14 protein-coding genes are annotated in these 20,556 nt (G+C 59.4%); 7 read left to right on the top strand and 7 right to left on the bottom strand.

The features are described from left to right. The first annotated feature begins 33 nt into the window (after positions 1-33). The 3 genes from QTL94_RS12700 to QTL94_RS12690 all read left to right on the top strand — a co-directional run bounded on the left by QTL94_RS12700 (position 34) and on the right by QTL94_RS12690 (position 3,610). Positions 34-1,263, top strand: a complete 1,230-nt coding sequence (locus tag QTL94_RS12700; RefSeq protein WP_502944131.1) for an OpgC family protein — start codon at positions 34-36, stop codon at positions 1,261-1,263. Positions 1,264-1,578: 315 nt separating this feature from the next. Further along, entirely contained in the window at positions 1,579-2,613 is a 1,035-nt protein-coding gene (locus QTL94_RS12695) for an aspartate-semialdehyde dehydrogenase (protein ID WP_065690577.1), read from the top strand. 175 nt (positions 2,614-2,788) lie between these two features. Next, positions 2,789-3,610, top strand: a complete 822-nt coding sequence (locus QTL94_RS12690) for a lytic murein transglycosylase (RefSeq protein WP_289801858.1) — start codon at positions 2,789-2,791, stop codon at positions 3,608-3,610. A 58-nt stretch (positions 3,611-3,668) separates the two neighbouring features. Here QTL94_RS12690 and QTL94_RS12685 read toward each other — a convergent pair whose 3' ends face one another. Further along, positions 3,669-4,310, bottom strand: a complete 642-nt coding sequence (locus QTL94_RS12685; RefSeq protein WP_289801855.1) for a carbonic anhydrase — start codon at positions 4,308-4,310, stop codon at positions 3,669-3,671. Positions 4,311-4,379: 69 nt separating this feature from the next. Next, positions 4,380-5,255 carry a pyridoxal kinase PdxY gene (gene pdxY / locus QTL94_RS12680; RefSeq protein WP_065690580.1) on the bottom strand — a complete coding sequence of 292 codons (876 nt, stop codon included), beginning with the start codon at positions 5,253-5,255 and terminating at the stop codon, positions 4,380-4,382. Positions 5,256-5,513: 258 nt separating this feature from the next. On the opposite strand from pdxY, the gene QTL94_RS12675 reads away from it, so the two are divergent. Together QTL94_RS12675 and QTL94_RS12670 are read left to right on the top strand one after the other, a co-directional pair. Continuing rightward, positions 5,514-10,289 (top strand): NAD-glutamate dehydrogenase, encoded by a 4,776-nt coding sequence (locus QTL94_RS12675; protein WP_289801852.1) that lies wholly within the window; start codon positions 5,514-5,516, stop codon positions 10,287-10,289. Positions 10,290-10,317: 28 nt separating this feature from the next. After that, complete coding sequence (locus tag QTL94_RS12670) at positions 10,318-11,706, top strand: MFS transporter (RefSeq protein WP_289801850.1); 1,389 nt, start codon at positions 10,318-10,320, stop codon at positions 11,704-11,706. 19 nt (positions 11,707-11,725) lie between these two features. Here the strand turns inward: QTL94_RS12670 and purH are convergent, their stop codons facing one another. The 4 genes from purH to htpX form a co-directional block, all read right to left on the bottom strand. Next, a complete protein-coding gene (gene purH, locus QTL94_RS12665) occupies positions 11,726-13,339 on the bottom strand; it encodes a bifunctional phosphoribosylaminoimidazolecarboxamide formyltransferase/IMP cyclohydrolase (RefSeq protein WP_289801848.1) in 1,614 nt (537 codons plus the stop codon). Between the two features lie 95 nt (positions 13,340-13,434). Continuing rightward, positions 13,435-15,105 (bottom strand): heparinase II/III family protein, encoded by a 1,671-nt coding sequence (locus QTL94_RS12660; protein ID WP_289801847.1) that lies wholly within the window; start codon positions 15,103-15,105, stop codon positions 13,435-13,437. Between the two features lie 109 nt (positions 15,106-15,214). Beyond that, complete coding sequence (locus QTL94_RS12655; protein ID WP_289801845.1) at positions 15,215-16,612, bottom strand: RsmB/NOP family class I SAM-dependent RNA methyltransferase; 1,398 nt, start codon at positions 16,610-16,612, stop codon at positions 15,215-15,217. After that, a complete protein-coding gene (gene htpX, locus QTL94_RS12650) occupies positions 16,603-17,565 on the bottom strand; it encodes a zinc metalloprotease HtpX (protein ID WP_289801843.1) in 963 nt (320 codons plus the stop codon). The genes QTL94_RS12655 and htpX overlap by 10 nt, the downstream gene beginning before the upstream one ends. Before the next feature lie 118 nt (positions 17,566-17,683). Between htpX and QTL94_RS12645 the strand changes: the two genes are divergently transcribed. Together QTL94_RS12645 and QTL94_RS12640 are read left to right on the top strand one after the other, a co-directional pair. Beyond that, positions 17,684-17,905: a DUF1674 domain-containing protein gene (locus tag QTL94_RS12645; protein ID WP_065690585.1), complete on the top strand. Its 222-nt coding sequence runs from the start codon at positions 17,684-17,686 to the stop codon at positions 17,903-17,905. A 48-nt stretch (positions 17,906-17,953) separates the two neighbouring features. Next, on the top strand, positions 17,954-18,403 hold the full coding sequence (locus QTL94_RS12640) for a thermonuclease family protein (protein ID WP_289801840.1): 450 nt from the start codon (positions 17,954-17,956) through the stop codon (positions 18,401-18,403). Positions 18,404-18,438: 35 nt separating this feature from the next. On the opposite strand, the gene acs is transcribed toward QTL94_RS12640, so the two are convergent. After that, positions 18,439-20,394, bottom strand: a complete 1,956-nt coding sequence (gene acs / locus QTL94_RS12635) for an acetate--CoA ligase (RefSeq protein WP_113521513.1) — start codon at positions 20,392-20,394, stop codon at positions 18,439-18,441. Between the last annotated feature and the right edge of the window lie 162 nt (positions 20,395-20,556).

Here is a 20,556-nt window from a genome sequence, read left to right as displayed (position 1 = left end):
ACCGCGTTTGCAATACGGAAGCAGGAGAGGTCAATGGTAACAACGCCCGAGAGAACCTTCGGCGCAGGTCGCAGTTTTGCGACTGCCATGCGGTCCAAACGCGATACCCGCCTGGATGTTTTGCGCGGGTTGGCTCTGATCACGATTTTCATCAATCACGTTCCCGGCCAGATTTTCGAGAATCTCACCACGAAGAACTTCGGCTTCTCGGACGCTGCCGAGGCATTCGTCCTCATTTCGGGAATCGCGGTCGGTTTGGCCTATGGTTCGCGTTTTCAGCCTGGCGCCTGGCTAGAAACCGCAAAGAAGGCAACGAAACGCGCCTTTACCCTTTACCTCGCCCATATGATCACGACGTTCATGACTCTTGCCATGTTCATTGTTGGCGCTTGGGTCTTTCATAGGCCGGGGCTTCTCTGCGAGATCAATATCCTCGCAATTCTCACCAATCTGAAAGCCGGCATCCCCTCGCTGCTGCTGCTCGGACACCAGATTGGCTACAACAACATATTGCCCATGTACGGCTCCCTGATGCTGATGGTGCCGATCATCCTGCTGCTGAACGCGAAGAGCCCGCTTCTTGCCTTGGCCGTGTCGGGCTCCGTGTGGCTGCTTGCCGGCATCTACCAGATTGCCCCTCACAATCTGTTGATCGAGGGCTACTGGTTCCTCAATCCGCTCTCCTGGCAGTTCCTGTTCACGATCGGCATCGTCGGGATGATGCATGTGCGCCGGGGCGGCACGCTACCGAGCCACCCGCTCCTCATGACGCTCGCGGCCGGTTACGTGCTTCTGTCGTTCGTCTGGGTTGTCGGGCAGCTTTGGAGCTTCGGCAATGCGCTCGCGGCCCTCGGATTGCCGCCTGTCCTGACTGGCTTCGACAAGACCTTCCTATCGCTGCCGCGGCTTCTGCATGTGCTGGCGCTCACCTATCTGGTGCTGAACATCCCCGTGATGTCGCGGATACTGCGCCGCTCCGAGGATAACGCGCTGGTCGTCCTCGGTCGCCACTCCCTCAACATCTTCGTTGCTGGGACGATACTGGCGATGGCTGGCCAGGTGCTGCTCTACATCAACAACCGCGATCAGGTTGTCGGCCCGATCTTCGTCGTTCTCGGCGTCGTCGTTCAGTTTGCCTATGCCTATCATCTCGAGCGTAAGCGCAAGCTCGGCCGCGACGGTCCGCCACGACTGGCCCATGGCCCTATGCAACCGATCCCCGTTCGCGCGGACCGGATGCGCGGCATGGAGCACAAACGGTAGCCTCGCCAAGCCGACGCGACGGAGCAAAAACCTTGACTCCTGTGGAAAACCTTTTATGAGCAGCGATGGAAAAGGGAATATCCATGGTTCGCCAAGAACAAGCCATTGCTGCACGCAATGACCGGGCACGGAGTGCCGGGGTGGATATTGCCGTTCCGGTTTCTTCCAAAACCAAGGCCAAAACGACGACGAAAACCGTCTGACGTCTCTGGCCTGCCGCTCTCTCCCCGGCCCGGCTGGGGACAGAAAGCCGCGATTGTTTCGCGCCTTTCCCCTCACCGGACAAGAGGAGAGAAGAGAAAGAGAGCTTGAGAAATGGGTTTTAAAGTTGCAGTTGCGGGAGCGACCGGAAATGTGGGCCGGGAAATGCTCAACATCCTTTCCGAACGTGGTTTTCCCGCCGATGAAGTCGTAGCGCTCGCCTCCTCGCGTTCACAGGGCACCGAAGTCTCCTTCGGCGACAAGACGCTCAAGGTCGCGAACCTCGAAAACTACGACTTTTCCGACACCGATATCTGCCTGATGTCGGCCGGTGGCGAGGTTTCGAAGAAGTGGTCTCCGAAGATCGGTGCGCAGGGTTGCGTTGTCATCGACAACTCTTCCGCATGGCGTTACGACGCCGATGTGCCGCTGATCGTTCCGGAAGTGAACCCGGACGCCATCGAACAGTTCACAAAGCGCAATATCATTGCCAACCCGAATTGCTCGACCGCCCAGCTCGTCGTGGCGCTGAAGCCGCTGCATGACTTCGCCAAGATCAAGCGCGTCGTCGTATCGACCTACCAGTCCGTTTCCGGCGCCGGCAAGGACGGCATGGACGAGCTTTTCAACCAGACGCGCGCCGTTTTCGTCGCCGACCCGATCGAAAACAAGAAGTTCACCAAGCGCATCGCCTTCAACGTCATCCCTCACATCGACGTCTTCATGGAAGACGGCTACACGAAGGAGGAATGGAAGGTTCTCGCAGAAACCAAGAAGATGCTTGATCCGAAGATCAAGGTGACCTGCACGGCTGTGCGCGTGCCTGTTTTCATTGGTCATTCAGAATCGGTCAACATCGAGTTCGAGAGCGAGATCACTGCCGATCAGGCGCGCGACATCTTGCGCGAAGCACCGGGTTGCCAGGTCATCGACAAGCACGAGAACGGTGGTTACATCACGCCGTACGAGTCTGCCGGCGAAGATGCGACCTACATCTCGCGCATCCGCGAAGATGCAACGGTCGAGAACGGCCTCAACATCTGGGTTGTTTCCGACAACCTTCGCAAGGGTGCTGCACTGAACGCGATCCAGATCGCGGAACTGCTCGTCAATCGTGGTCTCTTGAAGCCTCGCAAGCAGGCTGCCTGAACCATTTTTTAACCACGATGCGCTAAGCCCGCTTTTAAAGCGACAGCTTATTCTAGGTGCGGGATGCCAATTTTGGCCTCCCGCGCTTGTCAAAAGCGTAAGCGTCACAATATCGCCGAGAACAGGGTTTTAGCCCGGTTGCAGGTTAAGTTGATCGGGATCGGGGTAAATCTCCATGCGCATGACAAAGTTCTTGCTGGCTGCAGCCGCGGCTGCCGCCATTCTTCACGCAGTTCCAGCGGCAGCTCAAGGAGCACAGTGCGGTAACACCGGTGCTGGCTTCGACGCCTGGGTCAGCGCCTTCAAGCAGGAAGCGGCTGCCAGCGGCGTAAACCGCGCCGTACTCGACCGAGCCTTCGCGAATGTCGCTTACAATCGCCCGACGATCGCGGCCGACCGTGGCCAAAAGAGCTTCAAGCTGTCGTTTGATGCCTTCATGCAGAAGCGCGGCGGCGCAGCCATCATTTCCCGCGGCAAGGGCATGAAGCGTGCCAACGCTGCCCTGTTTGCATCCATCGAGCGGAAGTACGGCGTGCCGGCAGGCCCGCTGATCGCGATCTGGGGCATGGAGACAGGCTTCGGCAGCTACATGGGCAACCAGCACACGATGTCTGCTGTTTCGACCCTCGCTTACGACTGCCGCCGCTCCGATTATTTCACCGATCAGCTCTACGCAGCGCTTCAGCTGGTCTCGGAAGGCTATCTCAATCCGCAGGCACGCGGCGCCGCTCACGGCGAAATCGGCCAGACTCAGTTCCTGCCTCGCAACGTCGTCAATTTTGGTGTCGATGGGGATGGTGATGGTCGCGTTGACATGGTCGGCTCGCGCGCGGATGCGCTCGCTTCCACGGCAAACTTCCTGAAGGGCCACGGCTGGCAGGCCGGTGCCGGTTATCAGCCGGGAGAGCCGAACTTTGCCGCCATTGCCGGCTGGAACGCCGCCACGGTCTACCAGCAGGCAATTGCCTACATCGGCCAGCAGATCGACGCCAATTAAGCAGGACACACCTGTTCAGCAAAGCGCCGGAGGCAACTTCGGTGCTTTTTATTTGTGCTTAGATTTCGGGGCGAACGAAGTCGCGCGTCTCCGCATCCATCACCCAGAGCTCACCGGTCGAAATATCGAACCAGGAACCATGAAGTTGGATCTGGCCGGCTTCTTCCAGCGCCTTGATGTTCGGAAACGTTCTCAAATTATCGATCGAGTTTCGGATCGAAATTCTCTCAAGCGCTGTCTGTCGCTCGCCTGGCGTCATGATGTCGTTACTCTGGATCTGCTCGGCGGCCGGCCGTACAAGCGACATCCAACGACCGATAAAGTCGCCGGGTGACAGCGGTTCGGCGTTGGGATCGAGCGCTGCGCGAATACCACCGCAACGGCCGTGTCCCATCACGACGATGTCGGAAACCTTCAGCACCTGAACGGCGAATTCCAATGCGGCCGAGGTGGCATGGAAATGGCCGTCCGGTTCGTAGGGCGGCACCATGTTGGCGACATTGCGAACAACGAACAGCTCGCCGGGGCCCGCATCGAATATCAGCTCCGGCGCAGCGCGCGAGTCTGAACAGGCTACGACGAGGGTGCTTGGGCTCTGGCCGTTCTCGGCGAGCGTCTTATAGCGGTCACGAGCATCGGCATAACGCCCGCTCATGAAGTTGCGATAGCCGTCCAGAAGGGTGTTTGGAAAACGCTGCATGTCATTCGATTACAGCGGGAACCGGACAAGATCAACCATAGCAGTGCAAAATCACCGCCACGAAGAAAGCTAGCTCTTTCGTCTCTGCGCCGGATGCAGCAGCCGCCGCATCTGCACCATGGCCATCGGCGTTGCCAGGCTGGACGCGTCGCTTGCAAGCGTCAGTTCATCGCTACCACGTTTAACGGCGCGCGCGAGAACCTCGTAGACGCTTGCCGTTGCTAGCTGGAGCGCCTTCTCATCCTCCATTCCCGACAGGAGCCGGGAGAGGAACAGGGCGGCAAGCAGGTCGCCGAGACCGTTCGGCGGCTTTTCGACAAGGCGATGCTCGGCAAGCAGGGCATGCCGTCCCGAAAGATAGAGATTTCCGGTACCGCCGGCCATCATCGGTACCGCGGAAGTAACGAGCATACGCGAAGGTCCAAGCGACAGCGCGGCATCGATGATCGCGGTATTGTCCTCAAGCGGAGCGCCAGCGAGCCAGGCCAGCTCATACCTGTTGGGTGTCGCAAGCGAGGCCAGCGGAATAAGATGGTCCCGGATGGCCTCGGCGGTCGCCTCCGGTACATAGAGGCCGCCCAGGTCTCCCATCACGGGATCGCAAACATAGAAGAGATCCGGATCTCGTTCCCGCAGCGCGGCGACGAGCCGTGCGACCGAACGCGCCTGCGCAGCGTTGCCAAAATACCCCGTAAGAACCGCTCGGACCTCGCCAATCCAGGGTGCGCGGATGAGATCGTCGATCGCGGCATCGAAATCGGCCTCGGCGAAGGTTAGCCGCGTAGATCGCCCGTGGCCGGGATGCCATGGCAGAACGATGGTCGGCAGCGCCCAAACCTGATGGCCGAGCGTTTCCAGCGCGAATACGGCCGCACGGTTTCCGACTGAGCCGCGTACCACATGGCTCGAGATCACGATCACAGTTCCCGCTGTATTCTGGGACATCTTCTTCCGATCCGAATTCTATTCGTTTCCGTAGATCTCCTTTTTGACGAGCAACTGTCAACCGTCCTTCATCCGGACATGCGATGTCTCCGAACCGGCGCAATCGCAAAATGAAAAAGTTCCGCATTTTTTTAAGAATCAGGCGTCTTCGAGGGAAAAAACGCACGAAAGCTGTCCGTTTCCGCCTTCTTTTAGAGATTTTTCCGTCCAATCTTCTGCTAACCTGCCGAAAATCCAACACATGAGGGAACATCTGGAATGGCTGCTCGAAACAATCCTAAGCGGGAAAAACAGCTCGAAAGCGCGAGCAAGATCGCCGCTGCCATAGGCGAGAGTCACATCGATCCAGAAATTCTCTTCGGTCGGGCGAGCAACGACGACCTCGAGGCCTATACGCCGGAGATGCTGGCACTTTCGGCGGTTCATTGCGCTCGTGAACTTGCTGCATGGAGCCGCAAGACTCCTCGCATCAGCATTGAGACCGTCGCTGACGTAGCGCCAAACGGAACCCCGGTATCGATCCTCTCGGTCACCGACCACAACATGCCCTTCCTCTATGAATCGGTGATGGGCGAGGTCACGAGTAGCTATCGCGATCTCTTCATGGCCGTGCACCCGATTCTGGTCATGAAGGACGGAGGAGCTCCAGAGCTCTATGTGGCCGACGCGCCAAGCGAACCGGCCAATCGCGTCAGCCATATCCAGCTGCATATCTCTCCGCTCACGGCTGCGCAGGCGAGCGATCTGATCAAGCGCATCGGAGCTGTTGTCGAGCAGGTGAGGCTGACGGTGTCCGATTGGAAACCGATGATTGCGCGGCTTGGCACCGTGATCGACGAGCTGTCCTCTTATCCAGCCGGACGCAGGAAGGCCGAACGAGACGAGGCGATCGCCTTTCTGACCTGGTTGCGTGATGCGAATTTTACGTTCCTCGGCATGCGCGAATATCTTTACTCGGGTAAGGGGTCGAGCGCCAAAGTCGAGCGCGACAAGGGAACGGGTCTGGGCATTCTTTCCAATCCCGACGTGCTGGTGCTGCGTACCGGCAAGGATGCCGTGACCACGACGCCCGAAATTCTGGCATTCCTGGATGGCCCGGACTTCCTCATCGTCACCAAGGCGAACGTGAAATCAATCGTCCACCGGCGAGCCTATATGGACTATGTCGGCGTCAAACGCTTCGACGCGGATGGCAACGTCACCGGCGAGCTGCGCATCGTCGGCCTGTTTACGTCGACGGCCTACACCTCATTGGCCAGCGATATTCCGCTGCTACGGTCGAAAATCGAAAAGGTGAAAGAACATTTCGGCTTCGATCCGATGAGCCATTCGGGTCGCATGCTCGACAATACGCTGGAATCCTACCCGCGCGACGATCTTTTCCAGATCGACACGACGCTGCTGGCAACCTTCGCAGAACAGATCAACGATCTGGCCGACCGGCCCCGTGTCCGCGCCCTGCCACGTATCGACCACTTCGATCGCTTCGTTTCCGTGATCGTCTACGTCCCGCGCGAAGAATATGACTCCATCGTGCGCGAGAAGATCGGAACGTATCTGAAGACGATCTACGATGGTCGCGTGTCCGCCTACTACCCCGCCTTCCCGGAGGGCGGTGTCGCCCGCGTACACTTCATCATCGGACGCTCCGGCGGCAAGACGCCACGCGTGCCGCAAGCGCGCCTCGAAGAAGCGATCCGCGTCATCACCGCACGCTGGGACGACCGCTTCGAAGCCTTGGCCGGCCCCAAGGCGCCAAGGATCCAGGTCAGCCACGCTTTCCAGGATCTCTTTCCGCCGGAGGAAACCTTCAGCGACCTGGAAGACATCGCCGGTTGCGCCACAGGCGAACAGATCCGGATCGGATTCTACACGCGACGCAAGGACGATGTGGATCTGCTGTGCTTGAAGATCTTCCACGCCGGCGGCCAGCTTGCGCTGTCCCGGCGCGTACCCTTGCTCGAAAATCTCGGTTTCAACGTGATCAGCGAAGGAACCTTCGACATCGACGTGACGCTGAACGATGGCTCCGAACACCTAGTCGTCCTGCACGATATGGAGCTTGAAGCCCGCGGCGGCCTTGATGTGGATCTCGCGCGCCAGGGTCCGGCGCTTGAAGAAGCCTTTCTGTCGGCTTTCAGCGGCATTATCGACAACGACAACTTCAACCGGCTTATCGTCTCCGCCGGCCTGTCGGCCCGGGAGACCAGCGTCCTTCGCGCCTATGCACGATATCTGCGCCAGGCGGGCATTGCCTATTCGCAGGACTACATCGCGACAACGCTCGATAAGTATCCAGCTATCGCCACGCTGATCTTCCGGTTGTTCCACGATACGCTGGACCCGCGAATTGCTGAAAAGGCCAGGATTAAGAAGGCAGCCGAACTGCACGGAAAAATCGAGACGGCGCTGGCGGAGGTCCCGAGCCTCGATGACGACCGTATTTTGCGCCGTTACGTCAACGTCGTCGACGCCACGCTGCGGACGAACTACTTCCAGCGCAACGAGGACGGCACCGCGAAGGCGATGCTCGCCTTCAAACTCGATCCCTTTGCCGTGGATAGCCTTCCCGAGCCGCGACCGTTCCGTGAGATATTCGTCTACGGCGTCGAGGTGGAAGGCGTTCATCTGCGGTTCGGCAAGATCGCCCGTGGGGGCCTTCGCTGGTCGGACCGCGCCGAAGACTATCGGACGGAAGTGCTCGGTCTGGTCAAGGCCCAGCAGGTCAAGAACGCGGTCATCGTACCGGTCGGTGCCAAGGGTGGTTTCTACCCCAAGAAGCTTCCCGTTGGCGGCAACCGCGACGAGATTTTCAATTCCGGACGTGAGGCCTACAAAACCTACATTCGCACGCTCTTGTCGATCACCGACAATATTTCCGGCATGGAGATCCTAGCACCAAAGGATACCGTGCGGCTCGATGGCGACGACCCCTATTTCGTCGTTGCGGCGGATAAAGGCACGGCGACATTCTCGGACACGGCCAATGCACTCGCCCAGGAAGCCAGCTTCTGGCTCGACGATGCCTTCGCCTCTGGCGGTTCGGCCGGGTACGACCACAAGAAGATGGGCATTACCGCTCGCGGCGCCTGGGAAACCGTCAAGCGTCATTTCCGGGAAATGGATATCGATATCCAGACGACGCCGTTCAGCGTTGCCGGTGTCGGCGATATGTCGGGCGATGTATTCGGCAACGGCATGCTGCTGTCGCCGAAGATCCGGCTTGTGGCTGCTTTCGACCATCGCGACATCTTCATCGATCCGGATCCGGACATGGCAAAGACGCTGGAAGAGCGTCGTCGCCTGTTCAATCTCGCTCGCTCAAGCTGGCAGGATTTCGACAAGAGCATCCTCTCCCCAGGCGCAATGATCATCTCCCGTTCGGTGAAATCGGTGACGCTGACGCCAGAGGCCGCAGCGGCGACCGGCATCGACAAGACGGTCGCCACGCCGTTCGAGATCATTACGGCGATCCTTAAGAGCCAGGTCGACCTGTTGTGGTTCGGCGGCATCGGTACGTATGTGAAGGCAGCTTCCGAGACGGACGCTGATGTCGGCGATCGCGCGAACGATCCGATCCGTGTCAGTGCCGACGAGGTTCGTGCCAGGGTCATCGGGGAAGGGGCCAATCTCGGGGTCACGCAGAAGGGTCGCATCGCCTACAGCCTCAAGGGCGGCCGCTGCAATTCGGATGCAATCGACAACTCGGCCGGCGTGAACACCTCCGACGTCGAGGTAAACATCAAGATCGCGTTGGCCGCCGCCATGCATGACGGACGCCTGACGCGCGCAAAGCGCGACCAGCTTCTGTCGTCGATGACTGAGGAAGTAGCGGCACTCGTGCTGCGCAACAATTATCTTCAGTCGCTGGCGATCTCGCTGACTGAACGCAAGGGTGTTGCCAACGGGTTGGAACTTGCCCGCTTTATGACCGTGCTGGAGGCCGCAAAACAGCTCAACCGCAAGGTCGAGACACTTCCTGACGACACGACCCTGGCCGAGCGCTACGCCGGCGGCAAGCCGCTGACGCGGCCGGAGATCGGAGTCCTCCTCTCCTATGCCAAGATCGTGCTTTTCGACGCCCTTGCGGCCAGCGACCTGCCTGACGATCCCTATTTCGCGGCAACGCTGTCTCGCTACTTCCCGGCGAAGATGCAAAAAACCAATGCGACCGATATCACGGAACATCGCCTGAAGCGTGAGATCATCGCAACGGTACTGGCCAACGAAGCGATCAACCGCGGCGGTCCGGGCTTTGCCGTCAGCATGATGGATGCGACGGCAACCTCCGCAGCTGAGGTGGTACGCGCGGCCATCATTGCTCGCGACGGTTTCGATCTCGGGCGACTGTGGGCCGAGACGGACGCTCTGGACGGCAAGATCTCAGGGCAGATGCAAAATCGCATCCATGAAGAGATCAGCCACATCTTCACTGTCCTTACCCGGCTACTGCTGAAGACCCAGATGGCACGGGGCAATATTGGCGAAACCGTTGAGCGACTGCAGGCTGCCTTCAAGAAGCTCAAGCCCGTTTTTGCCGGTCAGGTCGTGCCGGAGCTCGATGCGCGTCAAAGCGAGTATCGCGAGGCAGGACTGCCGGAAGGCTTGGCGTCCGAGATCGCGCATCTGCTTGGTTTTGCCCTGGTGCCAGAGATCATGCAGATCGCCGAACGCACCGGCGAAACGCTGGTTCGCGCCGCCGAGAGCTACTTCGCGGTAACGAGAACCTTCCGGATCGGACGGTTGCTTGCCGCCGGTGCCCGCATCGTGACCTCAGATCACTATGAGAGCCTGGCGCTTGCACGGAGCCTAGATCAGATCGCCAGCGCGAGACGCGACATCGTCACCGCGGTGCTTTCCAACCATGGCAAGGAAAAGCTTCCGGTCCAGGCTTGGCATGCGGGCGACCGGATCAGGATCAACCGCATTGCCGAAGAGCTGTCGAGCTTGAGCGAAGGCGGAGATCCCAATCTCGCACGCATCACCGTCGCAGCCGGTTTGCTGACCGATCTTGCGCGAGACGGGACGAGGTGAGAAAGTCCGCTTCCAAAATGGGAGCTGATTGGTGAATCGCATCGACTGGACCGGGACGCGGCCTGCCAAGGCGTCGAAAAGGGGCATCTGGGGTTGGATGCTCTTCGACTGGGCGGCGCAGCCGTTCTTCACAGTTGTTACGACTTTCATCTTCGGCCCCTATTTTGTGTCGCGGCTGACCGAGGACCCCGTTTCCGCCCAGACGTTGTGGAGTAACACAGCGACGATTTCGTCGATCATCATCGCTGTCCTGTCTCCCATTCTAGGCTCGATCGCAGACCAATCAGGAGCGCGAAAGCCCTGGATTGGCGCCTTTGCCGTCGTCAAGATTGCAAGCCTCTTCGGCCTCTGGTGTGCCGCGCCGGGGTCGCCTGTCATTTACCCCATGATCTTCATGATCCTGGCGTCGATTGCCGCAGAGTTTTCGATCGTCTTCAACGATTCGATGATGCCGCGACTTGTCGACAGGACTGACGTTGGAAAGCTATCAAACACGGCTTGGGGCTTGGGCTATCTGGGCGGAATGATCGTGCTGATCGCCGTGGTAGCCTTGCTTGCCGGCAGCCCCGAAAGCGGCAAGACAATCCTCGGGATCGATCCGCTCTTCGGCCTCGATCCGCACACCGGCGAGGACGCCCGCATTACCGGACCGATCTCAGGGGTCTGGTACCTCATCTTCATCCTGCCAATGTTCTTCTTCACCCCTGATGCAAAGCGCGGTCTTCCCTTCGTGGCGGCCGTGCGTTCCGGCCTGGGGGAGGTGAGGAATACTCTTGGCGAACTCAAGCAGCGACGCGGGATCTTCCGTTTCCTCATCGCCCGCATGATCTACCAGGACGGCGTCAACGGACTTCTGATCCTGGGGGGAGCATTCGCAGCCGGCATGTTTGGCTGGGCAACGATCGAGATCGGCATTTACGGCATCATTCTCAACGTGGTCGCAATTTTCGGCTGCCTGATCGCTGGTCGCCTGGATGCGCGCATGGGCTCGAAGACGACGGTGATCGTCAGCTTGACCATGCTGCTGATTGCGACCGCCGGGATTGTTTCGACCGGACCTGGCTTTACCCTCTTCGGCTTGGTTGCGCTGCCGACCGCCGATACCGGTAGTCTTTTCGGGACCGCCGCGGAAAAGGCCTATATCGGCTACGGACTTCTGATCGGCCTAGCGTTTGGGCCGGTCCAGGCCTCGTCGCGATCCTATCTCGCGCGAAGCGTCAGCCTCGATGAGGCCGGGCGTTATTTTGGAATTTACGCGCTGTCGGGTCGCGCGACGAGCTTCATGGCAACCCTGATCTTCTCGATCGTCACTTATATGACCGACTCGTCCCGCTTCGGCATGGCAACACTCGTGCTGTTTCTTGCCGGCGGCCTGATCATCCTGATCCGTACGCCCTATCCAGCGGACAGGGCGTAGCAGAAACTCTTACGTCCGCTCAGTGGCGGAAATGGCGCATGCCGGTGAAGACCATTGCGACATTGTGCTCGTTGGCCGCGTCGATGACTTCCTGATCGCGCATGGAGCCACCAGGCTGAATCACCGACGTTGCGCCCGCCGCGATCATCGACAACAGGCCGTCAGCGAATGGCAGGAACGCTTCGGAAGCAACGGCCGAACCATGCGTCAGCGGCACAGCCAGGCCGAGTGCCTTGGCGGCTTCCTCTGCCTTGAGTCCGGCGATGCGGGCCGAATCCACACGGCTCATCTGGCCGGCGCCAATGCCCGCGGTCTGACCATTCTTCGCGTAGACCACCGCGTTCGACTTGACGTGCTTGGCGACCTTGAAGGCAAACTTCATGTCTTCGAGCTCCTGGGCAGACGGCGCGCGATTTGTCACGACCTTCAGATCCAGATCCTCGACCATGCCGTTGTCCCGGCTTTGTACCAAAAGGCCACCCGAAACGGTTTTCGCCGTCAGCCCGGCCGCGCGGGGATCAGGAAGACCGCCGGCCGCGAGCAGGCGGAGGTTCGCCTTGCGGGCGACGATTGCCTTGGCTTCGTCAGTCGCATCGGGCGCAATGATGACTTCGGTGAAGAGCTTGATGATTTCTTCTGCCGTCGCTGCATCCAGCGTCCGGTTAAGGGCGATGATCCCACCGAAGGCGGAGACCGAGTCACAGGCAAGAGCGCGCTGATAGGCCTCGAGCAGGCTGCCTCCGGTTGCGACGCCGCAAGGATTGGCATGCTTGATGATCGCGCACGCGGCAGATTTCTCCGGCAGAAATTCCGCGACCAGCTCGTACGCCGCATCGGTATCGTTGATGTTGTTGTAGGAGAGCTGCTTGCCCTGAATGAGCGTAGCCGTCGAAACACCGGGGCGACGCTCGCCGGTGACGTAGAAGGCTGCCTTCTGATGCGGGTTTTCCCCGTAGCGCATCTCTTCCTTCAGTACGCCGCCAATCACGCGGTGGCGCGGCGTTTCGATCGACAATGCGTCGGCAAACCAGTTGGAGATCATCGCATCATAAGCCGCGGTGCGAGCAAACGCCTTTGCTGCCATGCGCTGGCGAAAGGCATAAGCGGTCTGTCCATCGGACGACAGCTGTTCCAGCAGTTCAGCATAGTCAGCGGGATCGGTCAGGATCGCAACATAGGCATGGTTCTTTGCCGAGGCACGGATCATGGCGGGGCCGCCGATGTCAATGTTCTCGACCGCCGTCGGGTAGTCGCCTCCCGCGGCCCGAACATCCTCGAAGGGATAGAGATTGACCACGATGAGATCGATTCCCTCGATACCGTGGGTCTTCATCGCTTCCTGGTGTTCGGCATCGTCGCGAATGGCAAGAAGGCCGCCATGAACGCGCGGATGCAACGTCTTCACACGTCCGTCCATGATCTCCGGAAACTCCGTGATCTCGGAAACATCTGTCACGTCGAGGCCAGCAGCGGCAATAGCCTTGTGCGTGCCGCCAGTCGAAAGCAGCCGGACACCCTGTGTGGCAAGCGCGCGTGCAAGCTCGATGATGCCGGTCTTGTCCGACACGGACAGCAAGGCGGTGTTGACTTTGACTTTGTCAGGGGCGGGGATTTTTTTGGAAACAACGGCCATGAGGCTTCTCCGTTCGGGTCTTCAGGAGACATCCGGCAAGGGTGCACGGATTATGGCGCCGCGTTACCACAGCTTTGCTTCCACGCAAACAGCCACTAGCTTCTGCGGGATAAAAACCAGCGTATTTCCGGCTTTTCCGGGTAGGAAAAGCTGATTTCGATCTGATCGGAACCACAGACGCCGGAGGCGTCGGCAAAGAACACATCGTCCGAAATCAGGGCTTCATTGCCTGGCGTGGAGAACAGCCAAGCTTCTCCGTCGGGCGCCGTCATCAACACCGACTCCCGATCCATCCTGTTCAGGTTGATCGAAGGATGAACGTGGAAGCGTGCGGTCGCGCGCAACGGCTCATCGCGCTTGCGCTCCTCCGGCATGATAAGCCGATCGCACCCCGTCAGGATCGAGCCTGTTGCGTTGAGCGTGAGCTCGCGCTCATGCAGCACGCCGAACATCTTCAGGTAACCGTCGTGGCTGGCCTTGATGACATCGCGGCCGTCGTCGGCAACCGCACGGTCGACGTTGACGTTCTGCACACCATCGACAATCACATTCGCAACGAACTCCGATGGAGCAAAGCGACTGGATGACGTGTCGTTGAGTGTCACTGTGGTGTGGGCGGCGGTTGTCCGCGCGATCTGGATGTATCGCCGCGCGGCAAACTTCGGCGAACCTGAATTGACGATGAAGCGATGGCGGCCCGACGACATTTCGAACGAAAGACTGCCGGCATGCGCGGTTTGAGATTGCCTGCCCGGCGGCGGCGCGCCGGTATCCGCAATTACCGCAGTACGCCCCGCCGATAGGCGCTGATAGCGCGAGTGGGGCATCGCCTTGAATGGCTCGCCGGCTGTCTCATCGTAGCGCAGCAACGAAACGAGCTCGTTCGCCTGTGTGGACGTTGCACCGTTGAAGAGGGCAAGGTCGCCGTCCTGATGTCGGAAGAAGCGAAGGGCCGGATACATTCGGTCTATACCCGATATCAGCTTCTGCGGCAGGTCGTGTCCAAGATTCACATAGGTTTGGCGAAGCGGGAGAAGATCGAGAAGGAGCTCCAGCCCCGCTCGCGGATTGCGCGAGATATGACCCCCATCGGGAAGAATCTGGCTATCGAACTCCAGGTCTAGGGCGTCCGCCGCCTTTCGCAGCACACTCGCTCGCGCCGGCATGGCGATCGACGCCATGGCAAGCGCGATGCGCAATCGGAACCGGACCTCCCCGGGAGGGGCATATTGCGCCATGCGTCGCAAGAACCGGATCTGGAACGCAAGCGACCGCATGAAGCGCCGATAGAAGCCTCGGTCCGCATTGTACAGGACGACCGGCGAATGCGAGAGCCACGCTATGACGCGCTGCGCCGTAACATCAATTTCCCAGGCAATGCCTTCAATACGCCCGCCGTGAATGGAAAGCCAACTGCCGACGATGGCGCGTGCCACATTCGAATGAAGGTCGCTCTTCTTGGTCCGCATGTGCCGGAGCCAACCAAAGCTGTGAAGGCGCAATGCAAACGAGCGCGACGGCAGGCTGAAAGTGAAGGGCGACTTGCCGCCGGTCTCAAGCAGGCGCCCGGCAAGCGGAAAGCGGCCACTCAGGATCTCTTCGGCAACATGCGGATCAATCGCACGCAGGTCAGTGGGCGCCACGATCAGGCGATCTGGCGCATAGGATCCGTGCCGAAACAGGCGCAAGCGCAAAAGCGCGGCGCGGCAACGCATGCGCCGCCAAGCCTCTCCAACGTAAAGACTCGAAAACCGTCCAGACAACATGCCTATCGTAATTGACCCGCGTCGTTAAGAATGGATGAACAAGTCCGGAAACGGCGCAGGCCGTCTATGAAATTGTGATTGAGGTTCAACTATGCCAGTTGCTTTTCGATCAAGCAACACGGCGAAGCACAGCGGCATAGAAGCCGTCAAGACCGGATGCAAAGCCTGTGGGAACACGCAACATGTCGGGTGTAGTGCGGAATTCGCCTATGGCGCTGATAGCTGCGTCCAGCCCCGGCCAGCGGCTTGCTTCGATGGCGACTCGTTCGATCGACGGTGTGTCGGCGAGTATACGTGCAACGACCTCTTCGCCTTCGCTTGGATCGAGCGAGCAATTCGAAAAGACGATCGTGCCACCGACCTTCAGAAGCGTCACAGCGTGTCGCAGAAGTCGTTCCTGCAAGGCAGCGAGCTTGGCAATATCCTCCGGACCCTTGGTCCATAGGACATCAGGATGACGACGTGTGGTCCCGGTCGAGGAGCACGGCGCGTCGAGAAGGATGGCATCGAACAGCTGGTCCGGCTCGTACTGCGTCAGATCGCAGGCAATCGTTTCCGCTTCGAGCTTCAGCCGATCCAGGTTGGAGCGAAGCCGTTTGATCCGATTTTCGGATTGCTCGATGGCAACAACAGTCCCGCCGGCAACGATCAGCTGAGCCGTCTTGCCGCCCGGGGCGGCACAAAGGTCGGCCACCCGCTTGCCGGTCAGATCACCGAAAAGCTGCGCGGGGATGCTGGCGGCGGCGTCCTGCACCCACCATTGCCCCTCAGCAAAGCCTTCCAGCGTTGGTATATTGCCTTCAAAAGCCGCGAGACGCACGCCGCCTGTCGGCAGAACGTGACCGTTGAGCTTTTCCGCCCAACCGGCTGCATCGGACTTCACGCTGAGATCAATCGCCGCCGGCTCGAGCTGGGACTCCGCAATGGCCACTGCCACGTCCCGGCCATAGGCCGCTTCCAGCCTCTTCAGGAACCAATCCGGCATTGGCGACACATCTCTGACGCGTGCCAGTATTTCCTGTTTTTCACGGCCAAGGCGGCGAAGAATGGCGTTCACAAGCTTGGCAAAACGCTTGCTTCTCGGATCGTTGCTCGCCTGCTCAACGGCAAGATCGACGGCCGCATGATCGGGCACGTCAAGGTACAAAATCTGCGCCGCGGCCACCCAAAGGATGTGCTGCAGGGCGCGAGCGCCTTCGGGCAAGGGCGTGTCGAGAAGAGACGAAAGCGCCGCTTCGATGCGCGGCAGATGCCGAAGCGTCGTATTCAGAATGGCGCGAACGAGTGCGCGATCGGCGTCGTTCAGCGCCTTGTAGGCTGGGTTTCCGTGCTCATTGTCGAGCGCGCCATCCAGAGGAAGCTTCCGGTCAACCACTGCACCCAGGATCTTTGCAGCCGCGGCGCGAACCTGCAGCCCGGGTTTCGCTGGACCACTGGCAGGTCTCGAAGCGACTGGCTTCTTGTGTTTCCGGATAGGCTTCTTCTTGTCGTCTGGATTCAAGACCACGGACCTTTTGGCGGTTGGGAACCACCGCGGCTGGCGCCCGTATTGGGAACCGAGCGCGATTTGCGCATGGAACTACCAGCCTGAAGTCCCGACGTCGAGCCGTTCGTGGGGCTGCGCGCCATTTCCTGAAGCGCGGCGATACGGTTCTCAGTGTTTGGATGCGTCGAGAACAGATTGTCCATCCCCGCGCCAGTCAGGGGATTGATGATGAACATGTGTGCCGTCGCCGGATTGCGCTCCGCGTCGTAGTTGGGCACCTGGGCAGCGCCGCGCGCAATCTTGCCGAGCGCCGATGCAAGCCACAGCGGATTGCCGCAAATCTCCGCGCCGCGCCTGTCGGCAGCATATTCACGCGTCCGGCTGATCGCCATCTGCACCATCATGGCCGCGAGCGGCGCCACGATCATTGCCAACAGCACGCCGATAAAGCCCAGAGGATTGTTGTTGTTCTCTCTGTTCCCGCCGAAGAAGAAGGCGAAATTGCCCAGCATCGAGATCGCGCCGGCAAGCGTTGCCGTGATCGTCATGGTCAAGGTATCGCGGTTCTGCACGTGGGCGAGTTCGTGCGCCATCACAGCCGCGACTTCCTCGGGTGAAAGGACGCTTAGCAGGCCGGTTGAGGCCGCGACCGCCGCATTCTCGGGATTTCGACCTGTCGCGAAGGCATTGGGCTGCGGGCTGTCGTAGAGATAGACCTTCGGCATCGGAAGGCCGGCATTCCGCGATAGGTCTCGAATGATCGCAAAAAATTCCGGCGCATTGCGCTCGTCGATCTCCTTGGCGTGATAAGCCGAGAGCACCATCCGGTCGGAATTCCAGTAGGAAAAGAAATTCATTCCGGCCGCCATAACGAACGCGATCATCATCCCGCTGCGACCGCCGATCATAAAGCCGACGACCATGAACAGCGCGGTCATGAAGGCCAGCAACATGGCGGTGCGGACAAGATTCATCGGATTCTCCATCTCCAGCCGAGTTCCAGAAACACGAAAGGGTTTCAATCGCGCGGTCGGCGCACTATGATTTGGTTACTCGGTAGCCATTTTCAATATTTTCAGGCGGAAGCGCGGGATGCAAGCAGCGGACAACGACAACAGGGAAATTCCGGCCGAAGGCTCGGAACCACCACGCAAGATGCTGTCGCCCGCCGCCAAGCGCGCGCTCGCCGAGGCAGAGGAACGCCGCAGGAATGAGAAACCCGCGGATCTGCCGACGGAAATCGGTGGGCGAGGCGGCGCTGACCCTGCTCGCTTCGGGGATTGGGAAATCAACGGCCGAGCCATCGATTTCTAAGTAAATATTCCTATTGACTTTGCCACAATAACGGAATTTATTCCTGATATGGCAAAGTCATTTTCGTTTTTTCTCGCAGTGCTGATCGTCATGCCGGCCGCCGCCATTGCACGCGACGAGATCGACGGGCCCGTTGCGGCTGAAATTCTCCGTGTTATCGACGGCGATACGTTGCTGGTGGAAGCGCGGCCATGGCCGCAACAGAAGATCGAAGTCTATGTGCGCATACGCGGAATCGACGCACCTGAGATGCATTCCAAGTGCGCAAGTGTCAGGCGCGCAGGCGTCGATGCGCGTCACGCCCTTGAGGAACTAGCGGGCGCGTCCCCTCGGATAAGCCTGACGCAGATCTCCGGTGACAAGTATTTCGGACGTATCCTGGCGGACGTCACCCTAGAGGACGGCAGCAATCCGGCTCGAGACTTGCTCGATGAAGGCATCGTCAGGGCCTACGACGGTGGGCGGAAGGCGGAAACGCCTTGCCGTGACGCGGAGTAAAGCCGCCCCGAAGATCGGATCAGCTCTTTTTTGACTCAGGCTGTTGCCTTGTTCTGCCTGTTCGCGATGAGATCATCGACGACAGCAGGATCAGCGAGCGTTGAGATGTCGCCGAGCGAGCCGAAATCGTCTTCCGCAATCTTGCGCAGGATGCGGCGCATGATTTTTCCGGACCGCGTTTTCGGCAGCCCTGGAGCGAACTGAATCTTGTCCGGCGCGGCAATCGGGCCGATTTCCGAACGAACGTGCTTCACAAGTTGCTGGCGCAGCTCGTCGGAACCTTCGTTCCCAGCCATCAAGGTCACGTAGCAGTAGATGCCCTGACCTTTGATCGCATGCGGATATCCGACAACAGCTGCCTCGGACACCAATTGGTGCGAAACAAGCGCCGATTCGACTTCGGCGGTACCCAACCGATGGCCGGACACGTTAAGCACGTCATCGACTCGACCGGTGATCCAGTAATAGCCGTCTTCGTCCCGCCGGCAGCCGTCGCCGGTAAAATACTTCCCCTTGTAGGTGGAGAAGTAGGTCTGGATGAAGCGCTCATGATCGCCGTAGACCGTCCGCATCTGGCCCGGCCAGCTGTCGGTAATGCAGAGATTGCCGTCGGCAGCCCCTTCGAGCACCTTGCCTTCATTGTCGACCAGCTGCGGCTTGACGCCGAAGAACGGCATGGTGGCCGATCCTGGTTTCAGATCGGTTGCGCCAGGCAATGGCGTGATCATGTGGCCACCGGTCTCCGTCTGCCACCAGGTATCGATGACAGGGCAACGCTTGTCGCCAACGACATTGTAATACCACTCCCATGCCTCCGGATTGATCGGCTCGCCGACCGTTCCCAAAAGACGTAGGCTCGACCGCGATGAACGCGTGACGAAATCATCGCCGGCGCCCATCAGCGAGCGAATCGCGGTGGGTGCGGTGTAGAAGATGTTGACCTTGTGCTTGTCGATGACCTCCCAGAATCGACCCTGATCCGGGAAGTTCGGCACGCCTTCGAACATCAGCGTCGTCGCGCAGTTCGCAAGAGGCCCGTAGACGATATAGGAGTGTCCGGTAACCCAGCCCACATCGGCCGTGCACCAGTAGATGTCGCCGGGATGGTAATCGAAGACATACTCATGGGTCATCGCCGCATAGACGAGATAGCCCGCTGTCGTATGGAGAACCCCCTTCGGCTTTCCCGTCGAACCCGAGGTGTAGAGGATGAACAGCGGATCTTCGGCTTTCATCTTCACCGGTGGGCATTCCGGCTTCACCGTGGCGATTTCCTGGTGATACCAGAGGTCGCGGCCCGGTGCCCAGCCGGTCTTGCCGCCGGTGCGGCGCACCACCAGGACCTTCTCCACGATAACATGCTGCCGTGCGGCGATATGGATCGCGGTATCCGTGTTGTCCTTGAGCGGCACGGGCTTGCCACCGCGCACGCCTTCGTCGCAGGTGATGACGAAGGTGGATTCGCAGTCAACGATGCGGCCGGCGAGCGCCTCAGGTGAAAACCCGCCGAACACGACCGAATGAACCGCACCGATGCGGGCGCAAGCGAGCATCGCATAGGCCGCCTCGGGGATCATCGGCATATAGATGGTTACGCGATCACCCTTCTTGACGCCGTGCTTCTTCAGAACATTCGCCATTCGGCAGACGTGCTCGTAGAGCTCGTTGTATGTGATCTTCTTGTCGACGTAGGGGTTGTCGCCCTCGAAGATGATCGCAACCTGATTCCCGTTGGTCTTCAGATGACGATCGATGCAGTTGTATGAGACGTTGGTCTGCCCGTCCTCGAACCATTTGATCGAGACCTTGCCGGTAAAGGAGGTATTCTTGACCTTTGTGTAGGGTTTGAACCAGTCGATCCGTTTGCCATGCTTGCCCCAGAACTTGTCCGGGTTCTCGACACTTTCCTCGTACCACTTCTCGTACTTCGCCTTGTCGATAAGCGCATGGTTCTTTACCAGTTTTTGAACTGGGTAGATCTTCTCCGACATGAAACTCCTCCTCACCCGGACGTCAGCGGACTGAAAAAACGACGCAGCCGCATTTCAATTGACGGCATTCATAGCAGTTCGCTATGGCCTCGCAATTAGACAAAGGTCATTTCATTCACGGTCAATTGCAATTATGCGCCACTACGGTTATATAGCGCCATA

Source organism: Rhizobium sp. S96, assembly GCF_030382195.1.
Lineage (GTDB): Bacteria > Pseudomonadota > Alphaproteobacteria > Rhizobiales > Rhizobiaceae > Rhizobium.
This window is presented reverse-complemented; position numbering and strand designations above follow the sequence as displayed.

Coding starts and splice junctions, on each gene's coding strand:
- purH (WP_289801848.1), bottom strand. CDS start 13,339: ATGGCCGTTGTTTCCAAAAAAATCCCCGCCCCTGACAAAGTCAAAGTC.
- QTL94_RS12690 (WP_289801858.1), top strand. CDS start 2,789: ATGCGCATGACAAAGTTCTTGCTGGCTGCAGCCGCGGCTGCCGCCATT.
- QTL94_RS12660 (WP_289801847.1), bottom strand. CDS start 15,105: ATGTTGTCTGGACGGTTTTCGAGTCTTTACGTTGGAGAGGCTTGGCGG.
- pdxY (WP_065690580.1), bottom strand. CDS start 5,255: ATGTCCCAGAATACAGCGGGAACTGTGATCGTGATCTCGAGCCATGTG.
- QTL94_RS12685 (WP_289801855.1), bottom strand. CDS start 4,310: ATGCAGCGTTTTCCAAACACCCTTCTGGACGGCTATCGCAACTTCATG.
- QTL94_RS12640 (WP_289801840.1), top strand. CDS start 17,954: ATGGCAAAGTCATTTTCGTTTTTTCTCGCAGTGCTGATCGTCATGCCG.
- QTL94_RS12675 (WP_289801852.1), top strand. CDS start 5,514: ATGGCTGCTCGAAACAATCCTAAGCGGGAAAAACAGCTCGAAAGCGCG.
- htpX (WP_289801843.1), bottom strand. CDS start 17,565: ATGAATCTTGTCCGCACCGCCATGTTGCTGGCCTTCATGACCGCGCTG.
- acs (WP_113521513.1), bottom strand. CDS start 20,394: ATGTCGGAGAAGATCTACCCAGTTCAAAAACTGGTAAAGAACCATGCG.
- QTL94_RS12700 (WP_502944131.1), top strand. CDS start 34: ATGGTAACAACGCCCGAGAGAACCTTCGGCGCAGGTCGCAGTTTTGCG.
- QTL94_RS12695 (WP_065690577.1), top strand. CDS start 1,579: ATGGGTTTTAAAGTTGCAGTTGCGGGAGCGACCGGAAATGTGGGCCGG.
- QTL94_RS12645 (WP_065690585.1), top strand. CDS start 17,684: ATGCAAGCAGCGGACAACGACAACAGGGAAATTCCGGCCGAAGGCTCG.